The sequence below is a fragment of the Zoogloea oleivorans genome (genome assembly GCF_008107625.1).
Classification (GTDB): Bacteria; Pseudomonadota; Gammaproteobacteria; order Burkholderiales; family Rhodocyclaceae; genus Zoogloea; species Zoogloea oleivorans.
The window spans coordinates 64,022-80,059 of record NZ_SDKK01000009.1; the positions used below are offsets into that span (position 1 = coordinate 64,022).

Here is a 16,038-nt window from a genome sequence, read left to right on the forward strand (position 1 = left end):
CATGATCCGCACCCAGATCGAGCTGTTGTTCATCGCCCTCGGCTTCTTCACACGCCTGCCAATTCCCGGCTGGGTCGCGTTTTCGCCGGACAAGCTCGGCCAGGCGGCGCGGTTCCTGCCGCTGGTGGGCTGGATCATCGGGCTGATCGGGGCGACGGTGTACTGGCTGGCCGTGCAGGTTCTGCCCGTCGATCTGGCGCTCGTCCTCTCGATGGCGGCCACCATCCGCGCCACCGGCGCCTTCCACGAGGACGGCTGGGCCGACACCTGCGACGGGCTCGGCGGCGGGTGGACCAAGGCCCAGGTGCTGGCCATCATGAAGGACTCGCGGATCGGCAGCTACGGCGCCATCGGGCTGGTCCTGGTACTGCTCGCCAAATACCTGGCGCTGGCGAATCTCGCAGCCGGCGACGATTACCCGGTGATCGCCGCCCTGCTGGTCGCCCATTCCCTGTCGCGCCTCGCCGCAGTCAGCCTGATGGCGGTACTCGACTACGCCCGCGCCGACGACAGCGCCAAATCGGCCTCCGTCGCGCGCCGCCCGACGAGTGCCGAACTCGGCCTGGCGACCCTCGCCGGCATCCTCCCGCTGCTGCTGCTCAACCCCCGGGAAGCCCTGACGGCGCTGGTGCTGACCGCCATCGTGATCGTCTGGGCGATACGCACTTTCGCCCGCCGCCTCGGCGGCTACACCGGCGACTGCCTGGGCGCCACCCAGCAGGTCGCCGAACTCGCCATCTACTTCGGGATACTCGCCGCATGGAGCTCTACCTGATCCGTCATCCCCGGCCCGATGTACAGCCGGGCACCTGTTACGGCCAGACCGACCTGGGCCTGGCTGAATCCCCTGTCACCGTGGCCGAACGCCTGCGCCCGCTGCTGCCGCAGGATTTCGCCCTCTACGCCAGCCCGCTGGCCCGCGCGCGACTGCTGGCCGAAGCCCTCGGCACACCGCTGCTCGACCCGCGCCTGAAGGAAATCCACTTCGGCGAATGGGAAGGCCGCACTTTCGACGACATCGGCAGCGCCATCGACGCGTGGGTCGACGCACCTCTCGACTTTGCCCCGCCGGGAGGCGAATCGCCGCGCCAGATGGCCGCCCGCGCCCACGATTTCCTCGCCGAACTGCGGGCCGCCAGCCCCGCGCCGGCGGTCGTCATCGTCGCCCACGGCGGGCCGCTGCGGGCGCTGGCCGGCCAGCTCCTCGGCCTGCCGCCGGAACACTGGCTGGGGCTCGACTTCGCCTGCGGCGAAGCGTCCCGGCTCGACATCCATGAATGGGGCACGGTGCTGCGCTGGTTTAATCGCTGATTAAGGTCGATTAACCCCACAAAATCCGACCTGTTTGCGCGGGATACCGCTCGCGCTACCAGAACGAACTGATGGACAGCGCAGGGATTCGGGCAGAATCGGGTTTCCCCGGACAGACCGAATCCGCGCGCCATGAACGTCATCTCCTGCACCCACGCAGCCCACGCCGAGGCGATCCTGGCCATCTTCAACGAAGCCATCGCCACTTCCACCGCCCTTTACGACTACCAGCCGCGCACCGCCGACAGCATGGTCGCGTGGTTCGCCGCCAAGGCCGCCGGCAACTACCCGGTGATCGGTGCCATCGACGCCGACGGAACCCTCCTCGGCTTCGCCAGCTACGGCCCCTTCCGCGCTTTTCCAGCCTACAAATACAGCGTCGAGCATTCCATCTACGTACACCGGGAACACCGCGGCCAGGGCCTCGGGCGGGCGCTGCTGGAAAGACTGGTCGAGGCAGCGCGGGCGCAGGACCTGCACATGCTGGTGGGCGTCATCGACATGGCCAACAGCGGCAGCATTGCGCTGCACGAACAGCTCGGCTTCCGCCATGCCGGCACGCTGCAGCAGGCCGGCTTCAAGTTCGGGCGCTGGCTCGATGTGGGCTTCTACCAGCGCATTCTCGACACACCGGGCGCACCCGTGGACGGCTGACCTTCCGTGCACGTCATATACTCGGGCTCTCACCTCATTACCCGAGCGATCCCATGGACCACTTCCTCACCGACGATGGCGAAAAACTCCACCTGAAGATTTCCGGCGAGGGCCCGCCGCTGGTGCTGCTGCACGGCTGGACCTCCACCCACCGGGACTGGAACCCCTTCCTGGAAGCCTTCGAGGCAAAGCATCGGGTTTTTCGCTGGGACGCCCGCGGCCACGGCGGGCATGCGTTGAAGTCGGCCACCGTGCCCACCGTCGAGCGCATGGCCCGCGACCTGCAAAACCTGCTCGATCACTACGGACTCGAGCAGGCCGTGGTGGCCGGCCATTCAATGGGCGCCCTGACCTTGTGGCAATACCTGCGGGATTTCGGCAGCACCCGCCTGTCGCGCCTCGTCTTCATCGACCAGTCGCCCAAGCTGCTCACCGACGACAGCTGGAAACGCGGCATTTACGGCGATTTCGACCATCGCCGCAACGCGGCCTTCATCGGCGAGCTGGAGAAGGACTTCGCCGAAACGGTGCTGCGCCTGGCGGCCTTTGGCCACAACGAGCGCTCACGGGCCAAATACCTGGAAAACGGCTCCGGCATCGAGACCGCCCGCCAGCGTCTGCGCACCCTCAACCCGCGCCCGCTGATCGACTGCTGGACCAGCCTGACCGCCGCCGACTACCGGGACGTGCTGGCCCGCATCCCCATCCCGGCCCTGCTGGTGTACGGCGGCGCGAGCAACTTCTATTCGACCGGTACCGCCGAATACGTACGCGACAGCATTCCCGACGCCCTGCTGCGCATCTACGAAGGCGTGGACCACGCCCCCCACTTGTGGGAGCGCGAACGCTTCGTGAAGGACGTGCTGGATTTCATCGACGCCGGGACGACCTGAACACAGGGCAATCCCTGCACGCCCCGGCACGTAGCCGGATACCGGCTGGCACCGACAAGGGTCGGAAGAAAAGCGCAAAAGAAAGCTGGAAGGCGTGGATGCATGGTCTAGGATCAGCAATAGGGGATAACACGCTGCAAGGATGGCCGCTTGTCCCATTTTCCGGCCGTAACGGATGAAATCCCGTTAAGCACCCCACCTCCTTCAAGGCACTTATCGTAACTTTGGTTAAATGGGTTAATCCGCGTTAAAGCGATACAGAAAGGGAGTGGAAGGCGTGTTACGGTGAAACACACTCCATGGCCGATGGCATACAGGCCACCTAAAAAAGAGATTTTCATGAACGGATTCGATTTCAAACGCCTGCAGAAAATCCTCCTGAGCCTTGGTGTTCTGGTGGTTTCGGTGCTGTGGATTGGCGAAGAAATGGGGCTGCTGCTGGTGGTCAATCCCTCCACCCCCCAGTTCATCGAACGGCCTCAGGCCGACCCCCCGCTTGGGCTCGTACTGCAGGGAGTGATCATCGGCAACGACAGCGCACCGGGAGTGGCCATCCTCGCCGAGACCGGCAAGCGTCCCGTGCTGGTGCCCGAAGGCGCCTCCTTCAGTGAAGACATCCTCGTCGATCGGGTGCTGGCCGACCGGGTCATCCTGCTCCAGCGCAGTACCAGTACCCCCATCGTGCTCCCTCTGGCCCCGATGGCGGGCGGTGAAACGCCCACGCCTCCCATGACCACCTCCCGCAACGCCCTGTCTGCACAGCGCGACGAACCTCCGCTGCCGCTCAACCGTATCCCGGCCCCCGCCGACGCTTCCGGTCCGTCGCCCGGACCAGGACTCAGCGGCCCCGCCCTTCCCGGGCCAGTCGCGGCAACGCGCTAGGCACTACCAGCCGCAAACCCCGCCGCCCTTGCGCCCGGCGGGCAGGCCCCGCACAATTGGCCGTCATTTCCCGGGGCCACGCCATGCCCGCACCCGCTGCGCATCCGACCCTGCCCGCCGACCTGATCGCCTGTCACGAGTGCGACCTGCTGCAAACCGAACCGCAACTCGCCCCTGGCGAGACGGCTCGCTGTGCGCGCTGCAAGGCTTTTCTCGCCCGTAACCCGCCCGACAGCATCGACCGGACCCTGGCGCTGACCCTGTGCGCCGCCATCCTCTACGTGCTGGCCAATGTCTATCCGCTGGTAGGCCTCGAGATGCAAGGCCGCCGGGTCGAGGTGACGCTGCTCGAAGCCGTACAGGTGCTGTGGCGCGACGGCATGGGACCGGTGGCGGGGCTGGTCTTCGTCACCGCGCTGCTGTTCCCCGTGCTCGAATTGCTGATGATCCTGCTGGTGCTGGTGCCGCTGCGCCTCGGACGCGTATCGCCCAAGCTGGCAGCCTTTTTCCGGCTGGTGCGCTCGGTCCAGCCGTGGGGCATGACGGAAGTCTTCCTGCTCGGCATGCTGGTATCGCTGGTCAAGCTGTCGCACCTGGCCAGCGTGATTCTCGGCACCGCCTTCTGGGCCATGGCAGCGCTGATCGTCGCCCTCACCCTCGCCGGGCGCGCCTTCGACACGCGCCTGCTGTGGCAGACGCCCCTCGCCGAGGAGCGCCCGTGAGCACGTCCCACGCCGCGCCACATCTCACCGCCCGCCAGGCCGGGCTGATGAGTTGCCACATCTGCGGCCAACTCGCCCACCTGCCGGACGGCGACAGCCACCACCTGCGCTGCCCGCGCTGCAACGCACCGATGCACATGCGCAAACCCGCCAGCATCAGCACCACCTGGGCGCTGATCCTCGCCGCCGTCCTCCTTTATGTTCCCGCCAACCTGCTGCCAATGATGGTCACCACTTCGCTGCTGGGCAGCCAGGAAGACACCATCATGAGCGGCGTGGTGTTCCTGTGGCAGTCGGGCTCGTGGCCGCTGGCGGCGGTGGTGTTCTTCGCCAGCGTGATGGTGCCGCTGCTCAAGATCATCGCCCTGATCTACCTCACCGCCTCGGTGCAGCGCCGCTCGCGCCAGAACCTGTTGCAGCGCACCCGGCTGTACCGCATGGTCGAGTTCGTCGGACGCTGGTCCATGCTCGACATCTACGTGATCACCATCCTGGTGGCCCTGGTGCACTTCCAGGGCCTCGCCATCATCCAGGCCGGCCCGGCGGCCGTGGCCTTCGGCGCGGTGGTGGTGCTGACCATGTTCGCCGCCATGAGCTTCGACCCGCGCCTGATCTGGGACCCTCTAACCGATACCGACGCACCCGACCATGACTGAACCCGCTCCCCCCGCCCTGCCCGTCGCCGCCGTGGACAAGCCACGGCGCTTCCGCATCCCGCTGGTGTGGATCATCCCGCTGGTCGCCGCGCTGATCGGCCTTTTCCTGGCCGCCCGCACCTACTACGAGCAAGGCCCGACCATCACCATCCACTTCAAAACCGGCGAGGGCCTGGAGCCTGGCAAGACGCGCATCAAATTCAAGGACGTGGATGTCGGCCAGATCACCGGCGTGGCCCTTGACGAGGACGGCGCCCACGTCATCGCCACCGCCAAGCTGGCCCGGGAGGCGGCCCGGCTGCTGGTGGACGACACGCGCTTCTGGGTGGTCAGCGCCAAGGTTTCGGGCAGCGCCGTGTCGGGCCTCGACACCCTACTGTCGGGTGCCTACGTGGGCATGGACGCCGGCAAGTCGGCCGAGGAGCGGCACCATTTCACCGGCCTCGAGGCTGCGCCGATCATCACCTTCGACGTACCCGGTCGCGCCTTCGTGCTGCAGGCGGAAACCCTTGGCTCGGTCGGGGTCGGCACACCGGTGTATTTCCGGCGCATTCAGGCCGGCCAGGTCACCGGTTTCAAACTCGGTGAAAACGGCCGGCAACTCGACATCCAGGTCTTCATCAAGAGCCCCTACGACCGTTTCGTGACCACCGACAGCCGCTTCTGGAACGCCAGCGGCGTCGACGTGAAACTCAGCGCCGACGGCGTGCAGGTGAATACCGAATCCCTCGCCTCGATCCTCGCCGGCGGACTGGCCTTCCAGACACCCGATGGCCCCAACGACGAACCGGCCCCCAAGGACCACCACTTCCGCCTCTTCCCCAACCGGACCGAAGCCCTCAAGCAGCCCCACACCACCGTGCAGAACTACCTGCTGCGCTTCACCGAATCGGTGCGCGGGCTGTCGGTGGGTGCGCCGGTGGACTTCCGCGGCATCCAGGTCGGCGAAGTAACAGCGATCCATCCGGACTTCAACTCCCGCACCACAGAGCTGGGCCTGCTCGTCGAGGTGGCCATCTTCCCGGGGCGCATGCAGGCTCGGCCACGGCCCAGCAATACAACGTTTTTTGGCAAGGACGCCGGAGACAAGGATTTCCGCGCCTTTATCGACAAACTGATCGCCAATGGCCTGCGCAGCCAGCTGCGCAGCGGCAATCTGGTGACCGGCCAGCTCTACGTGGCGCTCGATTTCTTCCCCGGCGCCAAGCCGGCCAAGGCCGACTGGAGCCAGACCCCGCCGGCGCTCCCCACCCAGCGCGGCAGCCTCGACGAACTACAGACCACGCTGCTGCGCATCGTCGCCAGGCTCGACAAGCTGCCGCTCGACGAAATCGGCCAGGACACCCGCAAGGCCATCGTCGGCCTCGGCCGGACCATCGACGAGGCCGAAGGCCTGGTCAAGCGCCTGGACGGTCTGGCCAGCGGCGATGTGCGCAACACCGTGGTGGAAGCCCGCGCCGCCATCGCCGACACCCGCAAGCTGCTGGCCAGCGATGCGCCCCTGCAGCAGGACCTGCGCGCCAGCCTGCAGGAACTGTCCCGCGCCGCCCAGGCCCTGCGCCACCTGGCCGACACCCTCGACCGACATCCCGAAGCGCTGCTGCGCGGCAAACCCGAGGACAAACCCTGATGCGTCGTCTCCTGAGCACCTTCGCCCTGATCGGCCTGCTGGCCGGCTGCGGCACCACCCCGCCCGTCCTCAACTACACTCTCGGCCCGCTGTCTGCCGGGCCGGCAAGCTCGCTGCCGACACTGACCGGTGCCAGCCTGGTGGTCGGCCCGGTGGGTGTGCCGGCCGCCATCGACCGCCTGCACATGGTTCGCCTGCTCGACGACAGCCGCGCCGACGTGTCCGACAGCCACCGCTGGGCGGCCCCGCTGAAGACTGAAATCGCCCGCCGCGTGGCGGTTGAACTGGCCCGCCGCACGCCCTACAGCCGCGCCGTGGCGTGGCCGCAGGCGAGCATCGCCGAACCCGACCTGAGCCTGCCCATCGACGTCCAGCGCTTCGACGCCGACGGCTTCGAGCGGGTCACGCTGGAAGCCGTATGGACCCTCCGCAAGGCCGGCAAAGACGTGACCAGCCGCCGCTTCGCCGCCACCGAGCAACTCGCCGCCCCCACCTGGGAAGCCCTCGCCACTGCCCACGGACGCCTGGTGGACGCCCTCGCCCGGGACATCGCCGGAGCACTGCCGTAGGTTTCTGTGTCCCCCTCCCAACGGCTTGAAACGTCCTGGCAACAGGCTGAACACCCGGCGACCAGCTCCCGTTAAATCCCTAACGGCATTTATTTATGACAAAACATTGACTATCGTCGACCGATCGATAGAATTCATCCTTTTGTCATTTAGTTTATGTTTTTAGCATAAACGGGGTCGACTGAGATTAGCCTTTTGGCACAGGAAGATCCTGAACGGGGATTGGTCAATAAAATGCATAGCAAGAAATTGGTTTCGGCTCTGATTGCCACGAGTTTGGCGCTGAGTGGTTGCGCATCCATCATCAAGGGAAACAGCGACAACATCACCGTAAACTCTCTTGAAAAGGGTTCCGTAATCTATGTAGATGGCGCCGCGCGCGGTGTAGATACCGCCATGGTTAACATCAAGAAAGGCAAACCACATACCCTGCGTGTGGAAAAGGAGGGCTGCAAGGCAGTCACCGGCGAAAGCGGAGAAGCCTTCGAGCCGGTGTCACTACTTGGCATCCTGCTCGACTTCGGCATTCTTACCATCCCGATCGACATGATTTCCGGCGCAGCCTGGAAGGTCGATCCCACCACTTACACCATGACCCCGATCTGCATGAAAGAGAGCGGGTAATCACACCGTTTCTGTGATCTAAGGTTTCGTCGCGCTCTTGCGCGGCGCTGCCTTGGGATGCTTGATGCGTCCGAGGCGGCGCCGGATCTCGTCGGAATCCATCCACAGGTCGCTGCCCTGCAGGATGTGGTTGATGTCGGTGGGACTCAGGAAAGGTGTGCACAGGCGCGTCGTGACCTTCTCGAACCAGTTGCCGAGGGCGTGCACCTCAGCCAGCTGCTCGCTGCCCTTGCCGGCGAAACTGCTCGAATAAGTGTGAAACATGAGCTGGCAGTTGTCATGCACCACCAGCTCGTCGCCGCTCAGGAAGATGAAAGCGGCCATCGAATAGGCCCGCGCCTCCAGCACCGTGACCACGTGAGCGTCCGAAGCCAGCATGTTGTTGATGATCTGCAGGCCGGTGTTGAAATCACCGCCGGGTGAATTGATGTGCAGGTAGATCAGATCGGTTTCGGAAGCCGAGCGCAGGGTATAGAACAACTCGGTATAAAACTGGGGTGCCTGGATCTCGCCGCACAGGTAATAGGACACCTGGTGGATCGGCACCTGCCGCTCATAACGCATCAACCCGCCGAAGGGCTCGAGTTCTTCTTCGTCCGGCGGTTCGCCACCACCATTGCGGCCCGGGGAATGCTGCAGCATGGTCTTCTCCTTGTCGGCTCCACGATGCAGGCAGTATGCAACCGCCCGGCAGCCGTCACAACCAGCAGGCTCAGACCAGCGCCGGCGGCTCAGCGGCGGCTTCAGCCACCGGCAGTTCGATCTTGAATACCCCGTGATTGGCCACCTCGCCCCACAGACGGCCGCCATGGATATCCACGATGGCGCGGCTGACGGACAGGCCGAGACCAAGGCCGCTGGACTTGGTGGACTGGAAAGGCTCGAAGATGCTCGCCGCCAGCCGGGCCGACAGCCCCGGCCCCGAATCCTCCACCCGCAGGCAGATCCTTCCATTCGCCTCCAGCACGGCCGCCACCCAGATCCGGCGCGGCTGGCGAGGACTGTCGCTGACCGCGTCGAAAGCATTGGAAAGCAGGTTGCGCAGCACCACTTCCATCTGCAGGCGGTCGACCAGCAGATGCACGTTCGGCATGCTGCCGGTCTTCAGGCGGATGCCGCTGCGTTCGGCACGGCTCCGGTAGGGCGCCACCGCCGACTCGACGAACGCTTCCAGGCTGATCCGTTCGAGCCGGGTCGCCCCGGTGTTGAAGAAGTCGCGCAGGCGCAGCAGCACTTCTCCAGCGCGGGCAGACTCCCTCTGCACACAGTGAATCGCTGCCTTCAGTTGCTCTCCCTCGCCCCGCTCCAGCAGTTGTTCGCAGGCCCCCGCATAGGCAGAAAGCGCCGTGAGCGGCTGGGAAAGTTCGTTGGCCAGCGCGCCAGCCATCTCTCCGGCGGCAGCCAGACGCAGGCTATGGCGCAGTTCCTCGCCGGTCCGCTGCTGTTCGTCCACCACCACGCCAACGAAGAACCCCACCAGGGCCATCGCCAGCGCCAGCAGTTGCAGCTCCTCGAGACTCACCGCACTGAGCTGCATCACCTGCACGGCAACGATCACCCCCACCTGCAAAAAGGCCGCACACACGATGGCCCCCGCCATGCCCTGGCGTGCAGCCGCCCATACAATCGGGAGGAAGAGCAGGTAAAAGAGCTTGAAGCCGTTATGCCCGCCCATGCCGAACGCCACCCACAGGGCAAGCAGAGCCAGCAGCAGGTAGGCGATACTTTCCAGATTGGCCACCGCCCGCCACAACAGCAGACGACCCCGCTCGCAGCTCAGCCACCACAACAGCGGCATCAGCACAGAAATGCCTACTGCATCGCCCACCCAGAAGCGCTCCACGCCAACCCACCAGCCCGACTTGGGCAGCAAGCCCACTGCCCGCAGCGTAAAGAGGTAAACGCACGTCACCACCAGCAAACCCGCAATCACCACGATCAACCAGGTAAACAGGCTGCGCCGGTCGTCGAGGAGGGTGTCGCGCGGCAGATGGCTGGCCAGCAGGGTCGCCAGGAACACGTAACCACCAGCCAGGATCAGCGCCGACAGAATGCTGGCCAGCGGCGCCGCCGACACCCCGCGTACCGCCAGCTCGCTGAGGAGCACCGCTACCGCCAGGGGCAGCCAGGCCACCCGGCCAAGGCGCAAGACGAGTACCAGCCCCAGAGCGGGCGCAGGATTCCACGGGGTGATGTTGAGGTCATGCAGCGGATGGATAAAGCTCGCCACATCGACAGCCACGTAAAGGACGATGAAGGCGATGAACAGCGGCACCCGCTCGAGCCACCCGACCACCGGATGTTTGACGTCGCTAATCATGGCTTGCCTTCAGCGGCTTGCCGCGTTTTTTGGGCGCCGCCGCGTCGCCTTTTATCTCCGGCAGGGGGGCGAGCAGTGCGCGGATGTCATCCTCACCAAACTTGACCGTACCTTCGTGATCCTCACCGAGAATGCCCGCCGCCAGTTCGGCTTTTTTGTCTTGCAGGGCGAGGATTTTCTCTTCGATGGAACCGGCCACCACCAGCTTGTAGACGAACACCGATTTGGTCTGGCCGAGGCGGTGAGCCCGGTCGGTAGCCTGGTTTTCGGCGGCCGGGTTCCACCACGGATCGTAATGGATCACCGTGTCGGCAGCCGTGAGGTTGAGGCCCACGCCACCGGCCTTCAGACTGATCAGGAAAACCGGCACGGCGCCATCCTGAAACTGGCGTACCGGCGTTTCCCGGTCGGCGGTATCGCCGGTGAGCATCACGAAACGGATGTCGCGGGCCTCGAGTTCGGCGGCAATCAGCGCCAGCATGCCGGTGAACTGCGAGAACAACAGCACCTTGCGGCCCTCGTCCACCAGCTCCGGCAGCATGTCCATCAACAAGTCGAGCTTGGCGCGTTCCTTGACCTTGGCAGCTACCTCGGTCTTCAGCAGGCGCGGGTCGCAGCACACCTGGCGCAGCTTGAGCAGCGCGTCGAGGATGAGGATCTGGCTGCGCGCAAAGCCGCGGGCGGCAATTTCCTCGCGGATGCGCTTGTCCATGGTGGCGCGCACCGTTTCGTAGAGATCGCGCTGGCGGCCTTCGAGTTCGACACTGCGCACGACGATGGTCTTGGGCGGCAGCTCCTTGGCCACGTCCTCCTTGCGCCGGCGCAGGATGAAGGGCGCAATGCGGCGAGCCAGGATGTCGCGCCGCACCACGTCGCCGCGCTTTTCGATGGGGCTCCGCCAGCGGGCCGTGAAGTCCTTGGCGTCACCGAGAAAACCCGGCAACAGAAAGTCGAACTGACTCCACAACTCGCCGAGGTGATTTTCCAGCGGCGTGCCGGTGAGACACAGGCGGTGCTCGGCCTTGAGCATGCGCACCACCTGGGCGGCCTGGCTGGCGGCGTTCTTCACCGTCTGGGCTTCGTCGAGGATCAGCGAGTGGTATTCGTGGGCGGCGAGCTGCTCCCGGTCGCGCCACAAGAGCGGGTAGGTGGTGAGGCACACGTCGTGGTCGGGAATCTGCGCAAACGCCTCGGCCCGGCCGCTACCGCGCAGGCTGAGCACCTTGAGGGCCGGCGCAAAGCGTTCGGCCTCGCGCTGCCAGTTGAAGACCAGCGAAGTCGGCAGCACGATCAGGGCCGGCTTGCCGAGACGGCGGGCACGCTTTTCGACGAGCAGGTGGGCGAGGGTCTGGGCGGTTTTGCCGAGGCCCATGTCGTCGGCGAGGATGCCGCCCAGGCCGTGCCGGCGCAGGTGTTGCAGCCAGGCCAGGCCTTCGAGCTGGTAGGGACGCAATTCGAGCGCGAAACCCTTTGGAACGGCCACCTTCTTGATGCTGGCGGCGTCGCGGATGCGAGCGATCCATTCCTCGACACTGGCCATGCCGCGCGCCTGCCAGCCCTCGCCAAGGGCTTCGGCCAGACGCGGCGCGTCCAGGCGCGACACCTTGAGGCTGGCCGACGGCGTATCGAAAAGATCCACCAGCGTGCGCGCGATGGGCTTGATGCGCTCGGCCGGCAGGGCCATCCGCTCGCCATCGTCGAGCTCGACCATCACCCGCGCGTCGTCGCGGATGGCATCGATCTTCTTGCGGTCGAGCCAGCGCGGATCCTGGCGGAAAACAGCGTGGAGCATCGGCGCCAGATCGAGCCGGCGGCCTTCCACCTCGACGCCGAGGGACACCTGGAACCAGCCACCCTCGCCTTCCTCGATGTCCACGTGCCATTCGGTCGGCACCAGCACCCGGTGACGAAAATCCTTCGGGCAGTCGATGCGCCAGCCGGCCTCGCGCAGGGCCGGGGCGGTAAGTGAGAAGAAATGCGCCCAGTGGGCCTCGCTTTCGAGGCCGAAAATACTTTCCGGCCGCGCACCGGAAACCATCAGCCAGGTCGGTTTGACGGGCTGGAAGCCGGCGGCCAGAAAAGCCCGCCAGGCGGCCGTTTCCTGCTGTAGATCACGTTTGACGCGCACCGCCCGGCCGTCGTCGAGGGTGGCCACATCATGGGTGGAGCCCGCCTCGAAGCGCACTTCGCCGTAGGCAAAGAGCGGCAGGGCCACGTCGTACTCCTGCCCGTTGTAGTCCACCGGGTAACCCCGGTGCTTGCGCCAGCTCCAGCAATGCAGGGTTTGCAGGCTGAGTACCGGCTGGCAAGGCAGTTCGAGACGCGGCAGTTCCGCCGCACTGGCGCCACGGGGGGAAGGCAGCGTCGGCGCCACCTGGGCCAGGGCGCTGGCCACCACCGGCAGTTCGAGCGGTGACAGGGGTGGCAGGGCGAGCACTTCGGCCAGCACGGCACCGCCTTCCATCTGCACCCGGCCAGCCTCGCCGCGGCTGGCATCGAAATAGGCCAGCGGCTCGGTGCAGATCACCAGCGGGGCCGTGGGCACGACACGGACCCGCGCCTTGACCCCCTCTTCGCCCGGCATCCATTCAAGCTGACCGGGGCGCGGTGCACCGGCGGCCAGCGGCGTAATGCGCCCGCTGTCGTCCAGTTCGAGGTAAGTCCGCCCGGTGGCGAGAGCGGCTTCCAGCAAGGCCAGTCCCTCTGCCCCGCGCAACTCGGGGCGTCCGTACGAGCCGCTGCGCCGACTCGCCTCGCGCAGCAGGCGGAAGACCTGCAGGTCTTCCTCGCGCACGAAGGACGGTGGCTTGAGCAGGGCCTGCTCGTAATTGCTCCAGACGCTGGCGCTCGCCATCGGTTCACCTTCAGGCCCGACACGGCTCTTGATGAGGCTGAATTCCACCCCGTCACCCAGCATCCAGACGCTGCAGATGTAGAAGATGCCCTCCTTCGCCGGAGCCGGCTTGCGCGCCTTGTCGGCCTTGGCGACACGCTCCTGCAGGGTCCTGGCCCACGCCAGGATCTCGGCACGCGGCTTGTCTACCAGAGCCCCGGGGCGACGGGCGGCCAGAATCAGGGCCGCCGCGTGCTTGCAGCGGTTGCCCACCGGGCAGGTGCAGCGGGTGCTGAGTTCGATGGAGCTCTCGCCAAAGTACTCGCGCCGTTCGATTCTCACACTGACCCGATAAGGCACCGCCTCACTACCCTGCACTTGAGCCTGCAACTGGTGACCGGCAGCCTCGATATGACGTACCCGTCCTACATAAGCGCGGGCACGGCTCAGGGAGTTGGCAGAAAACAGTTCGGAGAGAAGGGTGTCGTCGAGGTGGGCGAGAAGGCGAGCGAGTTCCATGCCGACGAGATTGGGCGGGCGAAAGTCAGGATTTTAGGGCTTAAGGAGCCCGAGCGATACCTAAGCGCAGGCATCGCGACCGCTATCGAGGGAATAACCGGCCGCATCGAGCATGGCCGGCAAGGCTTCGGCGGCACGCAGGCGCAGGCGGATGGCAACCCGTTCACTGAGCGGCGAGTGACCAGGGTTGATCTCGATGGTCGGAATCCCGTTCTCCACCGCCCACAACACCGGGCCGGCGATATACGGGAAGGCGCTGCCGGTGCCAACGGAAAGTATCAGGTCCGGCCCGGCGGCAAGCACACGCTCAAAGCGATGCAGCGCCTGATCGGGCAGACTCTCGCCAAAAAGCACCACATCCGGACGCAGGATGCCGCCGCAGTGGGGGCATTCGGGAGGAATCGACAGGCCGGCATAGTTATCCACATGACGGGAGCGCCCGCAGTCCACGCAACGCAGGCGGCGCAGGGTGCCGTGCATTTCAATCACATTGCGGGAACCGGCAGCCAGATGAAAACCGTCTACATTCTGGGTCAGCACCGTGACGCCGCCATGCAGTGCTTCCAGCCGGGCAATTGCATAATGGCCGGCATTGGGGCGGGCGCCGCGGCAGGCCGACTCGATCTGCGCCAGATAGTGCCAGGTGATGTCGGGCCGCTGTTCGAACATTTCCCCCGACAGGGCCTGCTCGATGGGCAGTCCGATGTCGGTGTGGGCATCTTCGTAGAGGCCGCCGACGCCCCGGTAGGTGGGCAGCCCGGAGTCGGCCGAGAGCCCGGCACCGGTGATGAACAGGATGCGCCGTGCGGTCGAAAGCAGGCGACCCGCGGCGGCAATCCCGGTGGCGTGTTCGGTTAAGGTGTTGTTTGACATGCTGGATCCCAGGCGGGAGAAAACGGGGAAAATCACGCGAGGCGTAGCGCCATCCAGACAGACTATCCGCCTAATGAGAGGCGCTGCGAAGGGTTTAATTCTGACCGACTCGTCGGTCGGAGGCCATACAGAAAAAGCGAAGAAAACCATGTGTCAGCTGTTAGGAATGAATTGCAATACACCGACGGACATCTGTTTCTCGTTCGCCGGCTTCCAGGCCCGCGGCGGGCTCACCGACGTCCACGGTGATGGTTGGGGCATCGCCTTCTTCGAGGGCCGCGGCGTGCGCGTATTCCTCGACCCGAAGGCCAGCAGCGCCTCGCCGGTGGCCGAACTGGTGCGCCAGTACCCGATCCACTCGCTCAACGTCATCGCCCACATCCGCAAAGCCACCCAAGGCGTCATCACACTGGAAAATACCCACCCTTTCCAGCGGGAGTTGTGGGGGCGCTACTGGGTGTTCGCCCACAACGGCAATCTCAAGGGCTTCATGCCCGAGCTGCCTGGTCACTTCCAGCCCGTCGGCCAGACAGATTCCGAACGAGCCTTCTGCTACCTGATGGAATCCCTGCGCCACCGTTTTCCCGACGGCGAACCTTCCCGCGACACCCTGTTCGCGGAGATCCGGAAGATCGCCACCGAGATCGGCAGTCACGGGGAATTCAACTTCCTGCTCTCCAACGGGACCTGCCTGTTCGCCCATTGCGCTTCGCGGCTCACTTACATCGTGCGCCAGGCCCCCTTCGACCAGGCCCACCTGAAGGACCAGGACCTCACCGTGGATTTCCGCAAGCTGACCTCTCCTGCCGACCGGGTCGCCATCGTGGCCACCACGCCGCTGACCGACAATGAAACCTGGCTGCCGATGGCGCCCGGAAGCCTGATGCTCTTTGTGGACGGCGCCCCCGTGGATGCCGGACCAGCCGGAACTTGCGCCTTTATCCGGACCGATCCCCCCGCCTGCTGAGTCGATTTTGTCAAAATCGCCCGGAAGCACTTTTTATGAATTACGTCACAGAAAAGCAGCAGTGAAAATTTGCGATATATCCGGGCTAGAATCCTCTGATATTGCAACACCGGGCTGAAGCCGCCATGTCGACAAGCGCACCTCAAGACTGCCCCCTCTGCTTTCCCGAACGGGAGAACCTGCTTTGGCACGATGCAAGCTGCCGCGTGATCCGGGTCGAGGATCCGGATTACCCCGGCTATTGCCGCCTGATCTGGAACGAGCACGTGGCGGAAATGAGTGATCTGTCCCCTGCCGAGCAACGCCACTGCTTCAACATCCTGATGGCCGTGGAAGTAGCCCTGCGGGAATGCTTCCACCCGGAAAAGATCAACCTGGCCAGTTTCGGCAACGTGGTGCCCCATCTGCACTGGCATCTCATCCCGCGCTATCTCGACGACCGTCATTTTCCCCAGCCAGTGTGGGGCATGGCGCAGCGCAAGGGCGGCGCATCACCCGCCCCCGCTGTCGATGACGCCCGCCTCGCCCTGGCGGTACGCAACGCCATCGCCGAGCACCTTTCAGGCTGAAGCCGGAGGATCGTTC

General features: G+C 65.2%; 16 protein-coding genes. 12 read left to right on the forward strand and 4 right to left on the reverse strand.

Features of this window, described 5'->3' with window-relative positions:
* Positions 1 to 4 precede the first annotated feature (4 nt).
* The 10 genes from ETQ85_RS10885 to ETQ85_RS10930 all read left to right on the forward strand — a co-directional run bounded on the left by ETQ85_RS10885 (position 5) and on the right by ETQ85_RS10930 (position 7,941).
* Positions 5 to 775 (forward strand): adenosylcobinamide-GDP ribazoletransferase, encoded by a 771-nt coding sequence (locus ETQ85_RS10885; protein ID WP_148579229.1) that lies wholly within the window; start codon positions 5 to 7, stop codon positions 773 to 775.
* Complete coding sequence (cobC, locus tag ETQ85_RS10890; RefSeq protein ID WP_148579081.1) at positions 760 to 1,311, forward strand: alpha-ribazole phosphatase family protein; 552 nt, start codon at positions 760 to 762, stop codon at positions 1,309 to 1,311. Before ETQ85_RS10885 ends, cobC begins: the two co-directional genes overlap by 16 nt.
* A gap of 132 nt (positions 1,312 to 1,443) precedes the next feature.
* On the forward strand, positions 1,444 to 1,965 hold the full coding sequence (locus tag ETQ85_RS10895) for a GNAT family N-acetyltransferase (protein ID WP_148579082.1): 522 nt from the start codon (positions 1,444 to 1,446) through the stop codon (positions 1,963 to 1,965).
* A gap of 53 nt (positions 1,966 to 2,018) precedes the next feature.
* Positions 2,019 to 2,858, forward strand: coding sequence for an alpha/beta fold hydrolase (locus ETQ85_RS10900; RefSeq protein WP_148579083.1), 840 nt, complete (start codon positions 2,019 to 2,021; stop codon positions 2,856 to 2,858).
* 339 nt (positions 2,859 to 3,197) lie between these two features.
* On the forward strand, positions 3,198 to 3,740 hold the full coding sequence (locus ETQ85_RS10905; RefSeq protein WP_148579084.1) for a hypothetical protein: 543 nt from the start codon (positions 3,198 to 3,200) through the stop codon (positions 3,738 to 3,740).
* A gap of 83 nt (positions 3,741 to 3,823) precedes the next feature.
* Entirely contained in the window at positions 3,824 to 4,462 is a 639-nt protein-coding gene (locus tag ETQ85_RS10910; RefSeq protein ID WP_148579085.1) for a paraquat-inducible protein A, read from the forward strand.
* Positions 4,459 to 5,118: a paraquat-inducible protein A gene (locus ETQ85_RS10915; RefSeq protein ID WP_246128738.1), complete on the forward strand. Its 660-nt coding sequence runs from the start codon at positions 4,459 to 4,461 to the stop codon at positions 5,116 to 5,118. The genes ETQ85_RS10910 and ETQ85_RS10915 overlap by 4 nt, the downstream gene beginning before the upstream one ends.
* Positions 5,111 to 6,748: a PqiB family protein gene (locus ETQ85_RS10920; RefSeq protein ID WP_148579086.1), complete on the forward strand. Its 1,638-nt coding sequence runs from the start codon at positions 5,111 to 5,113 to the stop codon at positions 6,746 to 6,748. Before ETQ85_RS10915 ends, ETQ85_RS10920 begins: the two co-directional genes overlap by 8 nt.
* Entirely contained in the window at positions 6,748 to 7,317 is a 570-nt protein-coding gene (locus ETQ85_RS10925) for a PqiC family protein (protein WP_148579087.1), read from the forward strand. The genes ETQ85_RS10920 and ETQ85_RS10925 overlap by 1 nt, the downstream gene beginning before the upstream one ends.
* A 234-nt stretch (positions 7,318 to 7,551) precedes the next feature.
* A complete protein-coding gene (locus tag ETQ85_RS10930) occupies positions 7,552 to 7,941 on the forward strand; it encodes a PEGA domain-containing protein (RefSeq protein ID WP_222862134.1) in 390 nt (129 codons plus the stop codon).
* Positions 7,942 to 7,959: 18 nt separating this feature from the next.
* On the opposite strand, the gene ETQ85_RS10935 is transcribed toward ETQ85_RS10930, so the two are convergent.
* The 4 genes from ETQ85_RS10935 to ETQ85_RS10950 form a co-directional block, all read right to left on the reverse strand.
* Entirely contained in the window at positions 7,960 to 8,583 is a 624-nt protein-coding gene (locus ETQ85_RS10935; protein WP_148579089.1) for a Clp protease ClpP, read from the reverse strand.
* A gap of 70 nt (positions 8,584 to 8,653) precedes the next feature.
* Positions 8,654 to 10,261 (reverse strand): ATP-binding protein, encoded by a 1,608-nt coding sequence (locus tag ETQ85_RS10940; RefSeq protein ID WP_148579090.1) that lies wholly within the window; start codon positions 10,259 to 10,261, stop codon positions 8,654 to 8,656.
* Positions 10,254 to 13,613 carry a DEAD/DEAH box helicase gene (locus tag ETQ85_RS10945; protein WP_148579091.1) on the reverse strand — a complete coding sequence of 1,120 codons (3,360 nt, stop codon included), beginning with the start codon at positions 13,611 to 13,613 and terminating at the stop codon, positions 10,254 to 10,256. Before ETQ85_RS10945 ends, ETQ85_RS10940 begins: the two co-directional genes overlap by 8 nt.
* A gap of 60 nt (positions 13,614 to 13,673) precedes the next feature.
* On the reverse strand, positions 13,674 to 14,486 hold the full coding sequence (locus tag ETQ85_RS10950; protein ID WP_148579092.1) for an SIR2 family NAD-dependent protein deacylase: 813 nt from the start codon (positions 14,484 to 14,486) through the stop codon (positions 13,674 to 13,676).
* 148 nt (positions 14,487 to 14,634) lie between these two features.
* On the opposite strand from ETQ85_RS10950, the gene ETQ85_RS10955 reads away from it, so the two are divergent.
* Positions 14,635 to 15,453 carry a class II glutamine amidotransferase gene (locus ETQ85_RS10955; protein WP_148579093.1) on the forward strand — a complete coding sequence of 273 codons (819 nt, stop codon included), beginning with the start codon at positions 14,635 to 14,637 and terminating at the stop codon, positions 15,451 to 15,453.
* Between the two features lie 125 nt (positions 15,454 to 15,578).
* Entirely contained in the window at positions 15,579 to 16,022 is a 444-nt protein-coding gene (locus ETQ85_RS10960) for an HIT family protein (RefSeq protein WP_148579094.1), read from the forward strand.
* Positions 16,023 to 16,038: the final 16 nt, after the last annotated feature.

Coding starts and splice junctions, on each gene's coding strand:
- cobC (WP_148579081.1), top strand. CDS start 760: ATGGAGCTCTACCTGATCCGTCATCCCCGGCCCGATGTACAGCCGGGC.
- ETQ85_RS10895 (WP_148579082.1), top strand. CDS start 1,444: ATGAACGTCATCTCCTGCACCCACGCAGCCCACGCCGAGGCGATCCTG.
- ETQ85_RS10900 (WP_148579083.1), top strand. CDS start 2,019: ATGGACCACTTCCTCACCGACGATGGCGAAAAACTCCACCTGAAGATT.
- ETQ85_RS10905 (WP_148579084.1), top strand. CDS start 3,198: ATGAACGGATTCGATTTCAAACGCCTGCAGAAAATCCTCCTGAGCCTT.
- ETQ85_RS10910 (WP_148579085.1), top strand. CDS start 3,824: ATGCCCGCACCCGCTGCGCATCCGACCCTGCCCGCCGACCTGATCGCC.
- ETQ85_RS10920 (WP_148579086.1), top strand. CDS start 5,111: ATGACTGAACCCGCTCCCCCCGCCCTGCCCGTCGCCGCCGTGGACAAG.
- ETQ85_RS10925 (WP_148579087.1), top strand. CDS start 6,748: ATGCGTCGTCTCCTGAGCACCTTCGCCCTGATCGGCCTGCTGGCCGGC.
- ETQ85_RS10930 (WP_222862134.1), top strand. CDS start 7,552: ATGCATAGCAAGAAATTGGTTTCGGCTCTGATTGCCACGAGTTTGGCG.
- ETQ85_RS10935 (WP_148579089.1), bottom strand. CDS start 8,583: ATGCTGCAGCATTCCCCGGGCCGCAATGGTGGTGGCGAACCGCCGGAC.
- ETQ85_RS10940 (WP_148579090.1), bottom strand. CDS start 10,261: ATGATTAGCGACGTCAAACATCCGGTGGTCGGGTGGCTCGAGCGGGTG.
- ETQ85_RS10945 (WP_148579091.1), bottom strand. CDS start 13,613: ATGGAACTCGCTCGCCTTCTCGCCCACCTCGACGACACCCTTCTCTCC.
- ETQ85_RS10950 (WP_148579092.1), bottom strand. CDS start 14,486: ATGTCAAACAACACCTTAACCGAACACGCCACCGGGATTGCCGCCGCG.
- ETQ85_RS10955 (WP_148579093.1), top strand. CDS start 14,635: ATGTGTCAGCTGTTAGGAATGAATTGCAATACACCGACGGACATCTGT.
- ETQ85_RS10960 (WP_148579094.1), top strand. CDS start 15,579: ATGTCGACAAGCGCACCTCAAGACTGCCCCCTCTGCTTTCCCGAACGG.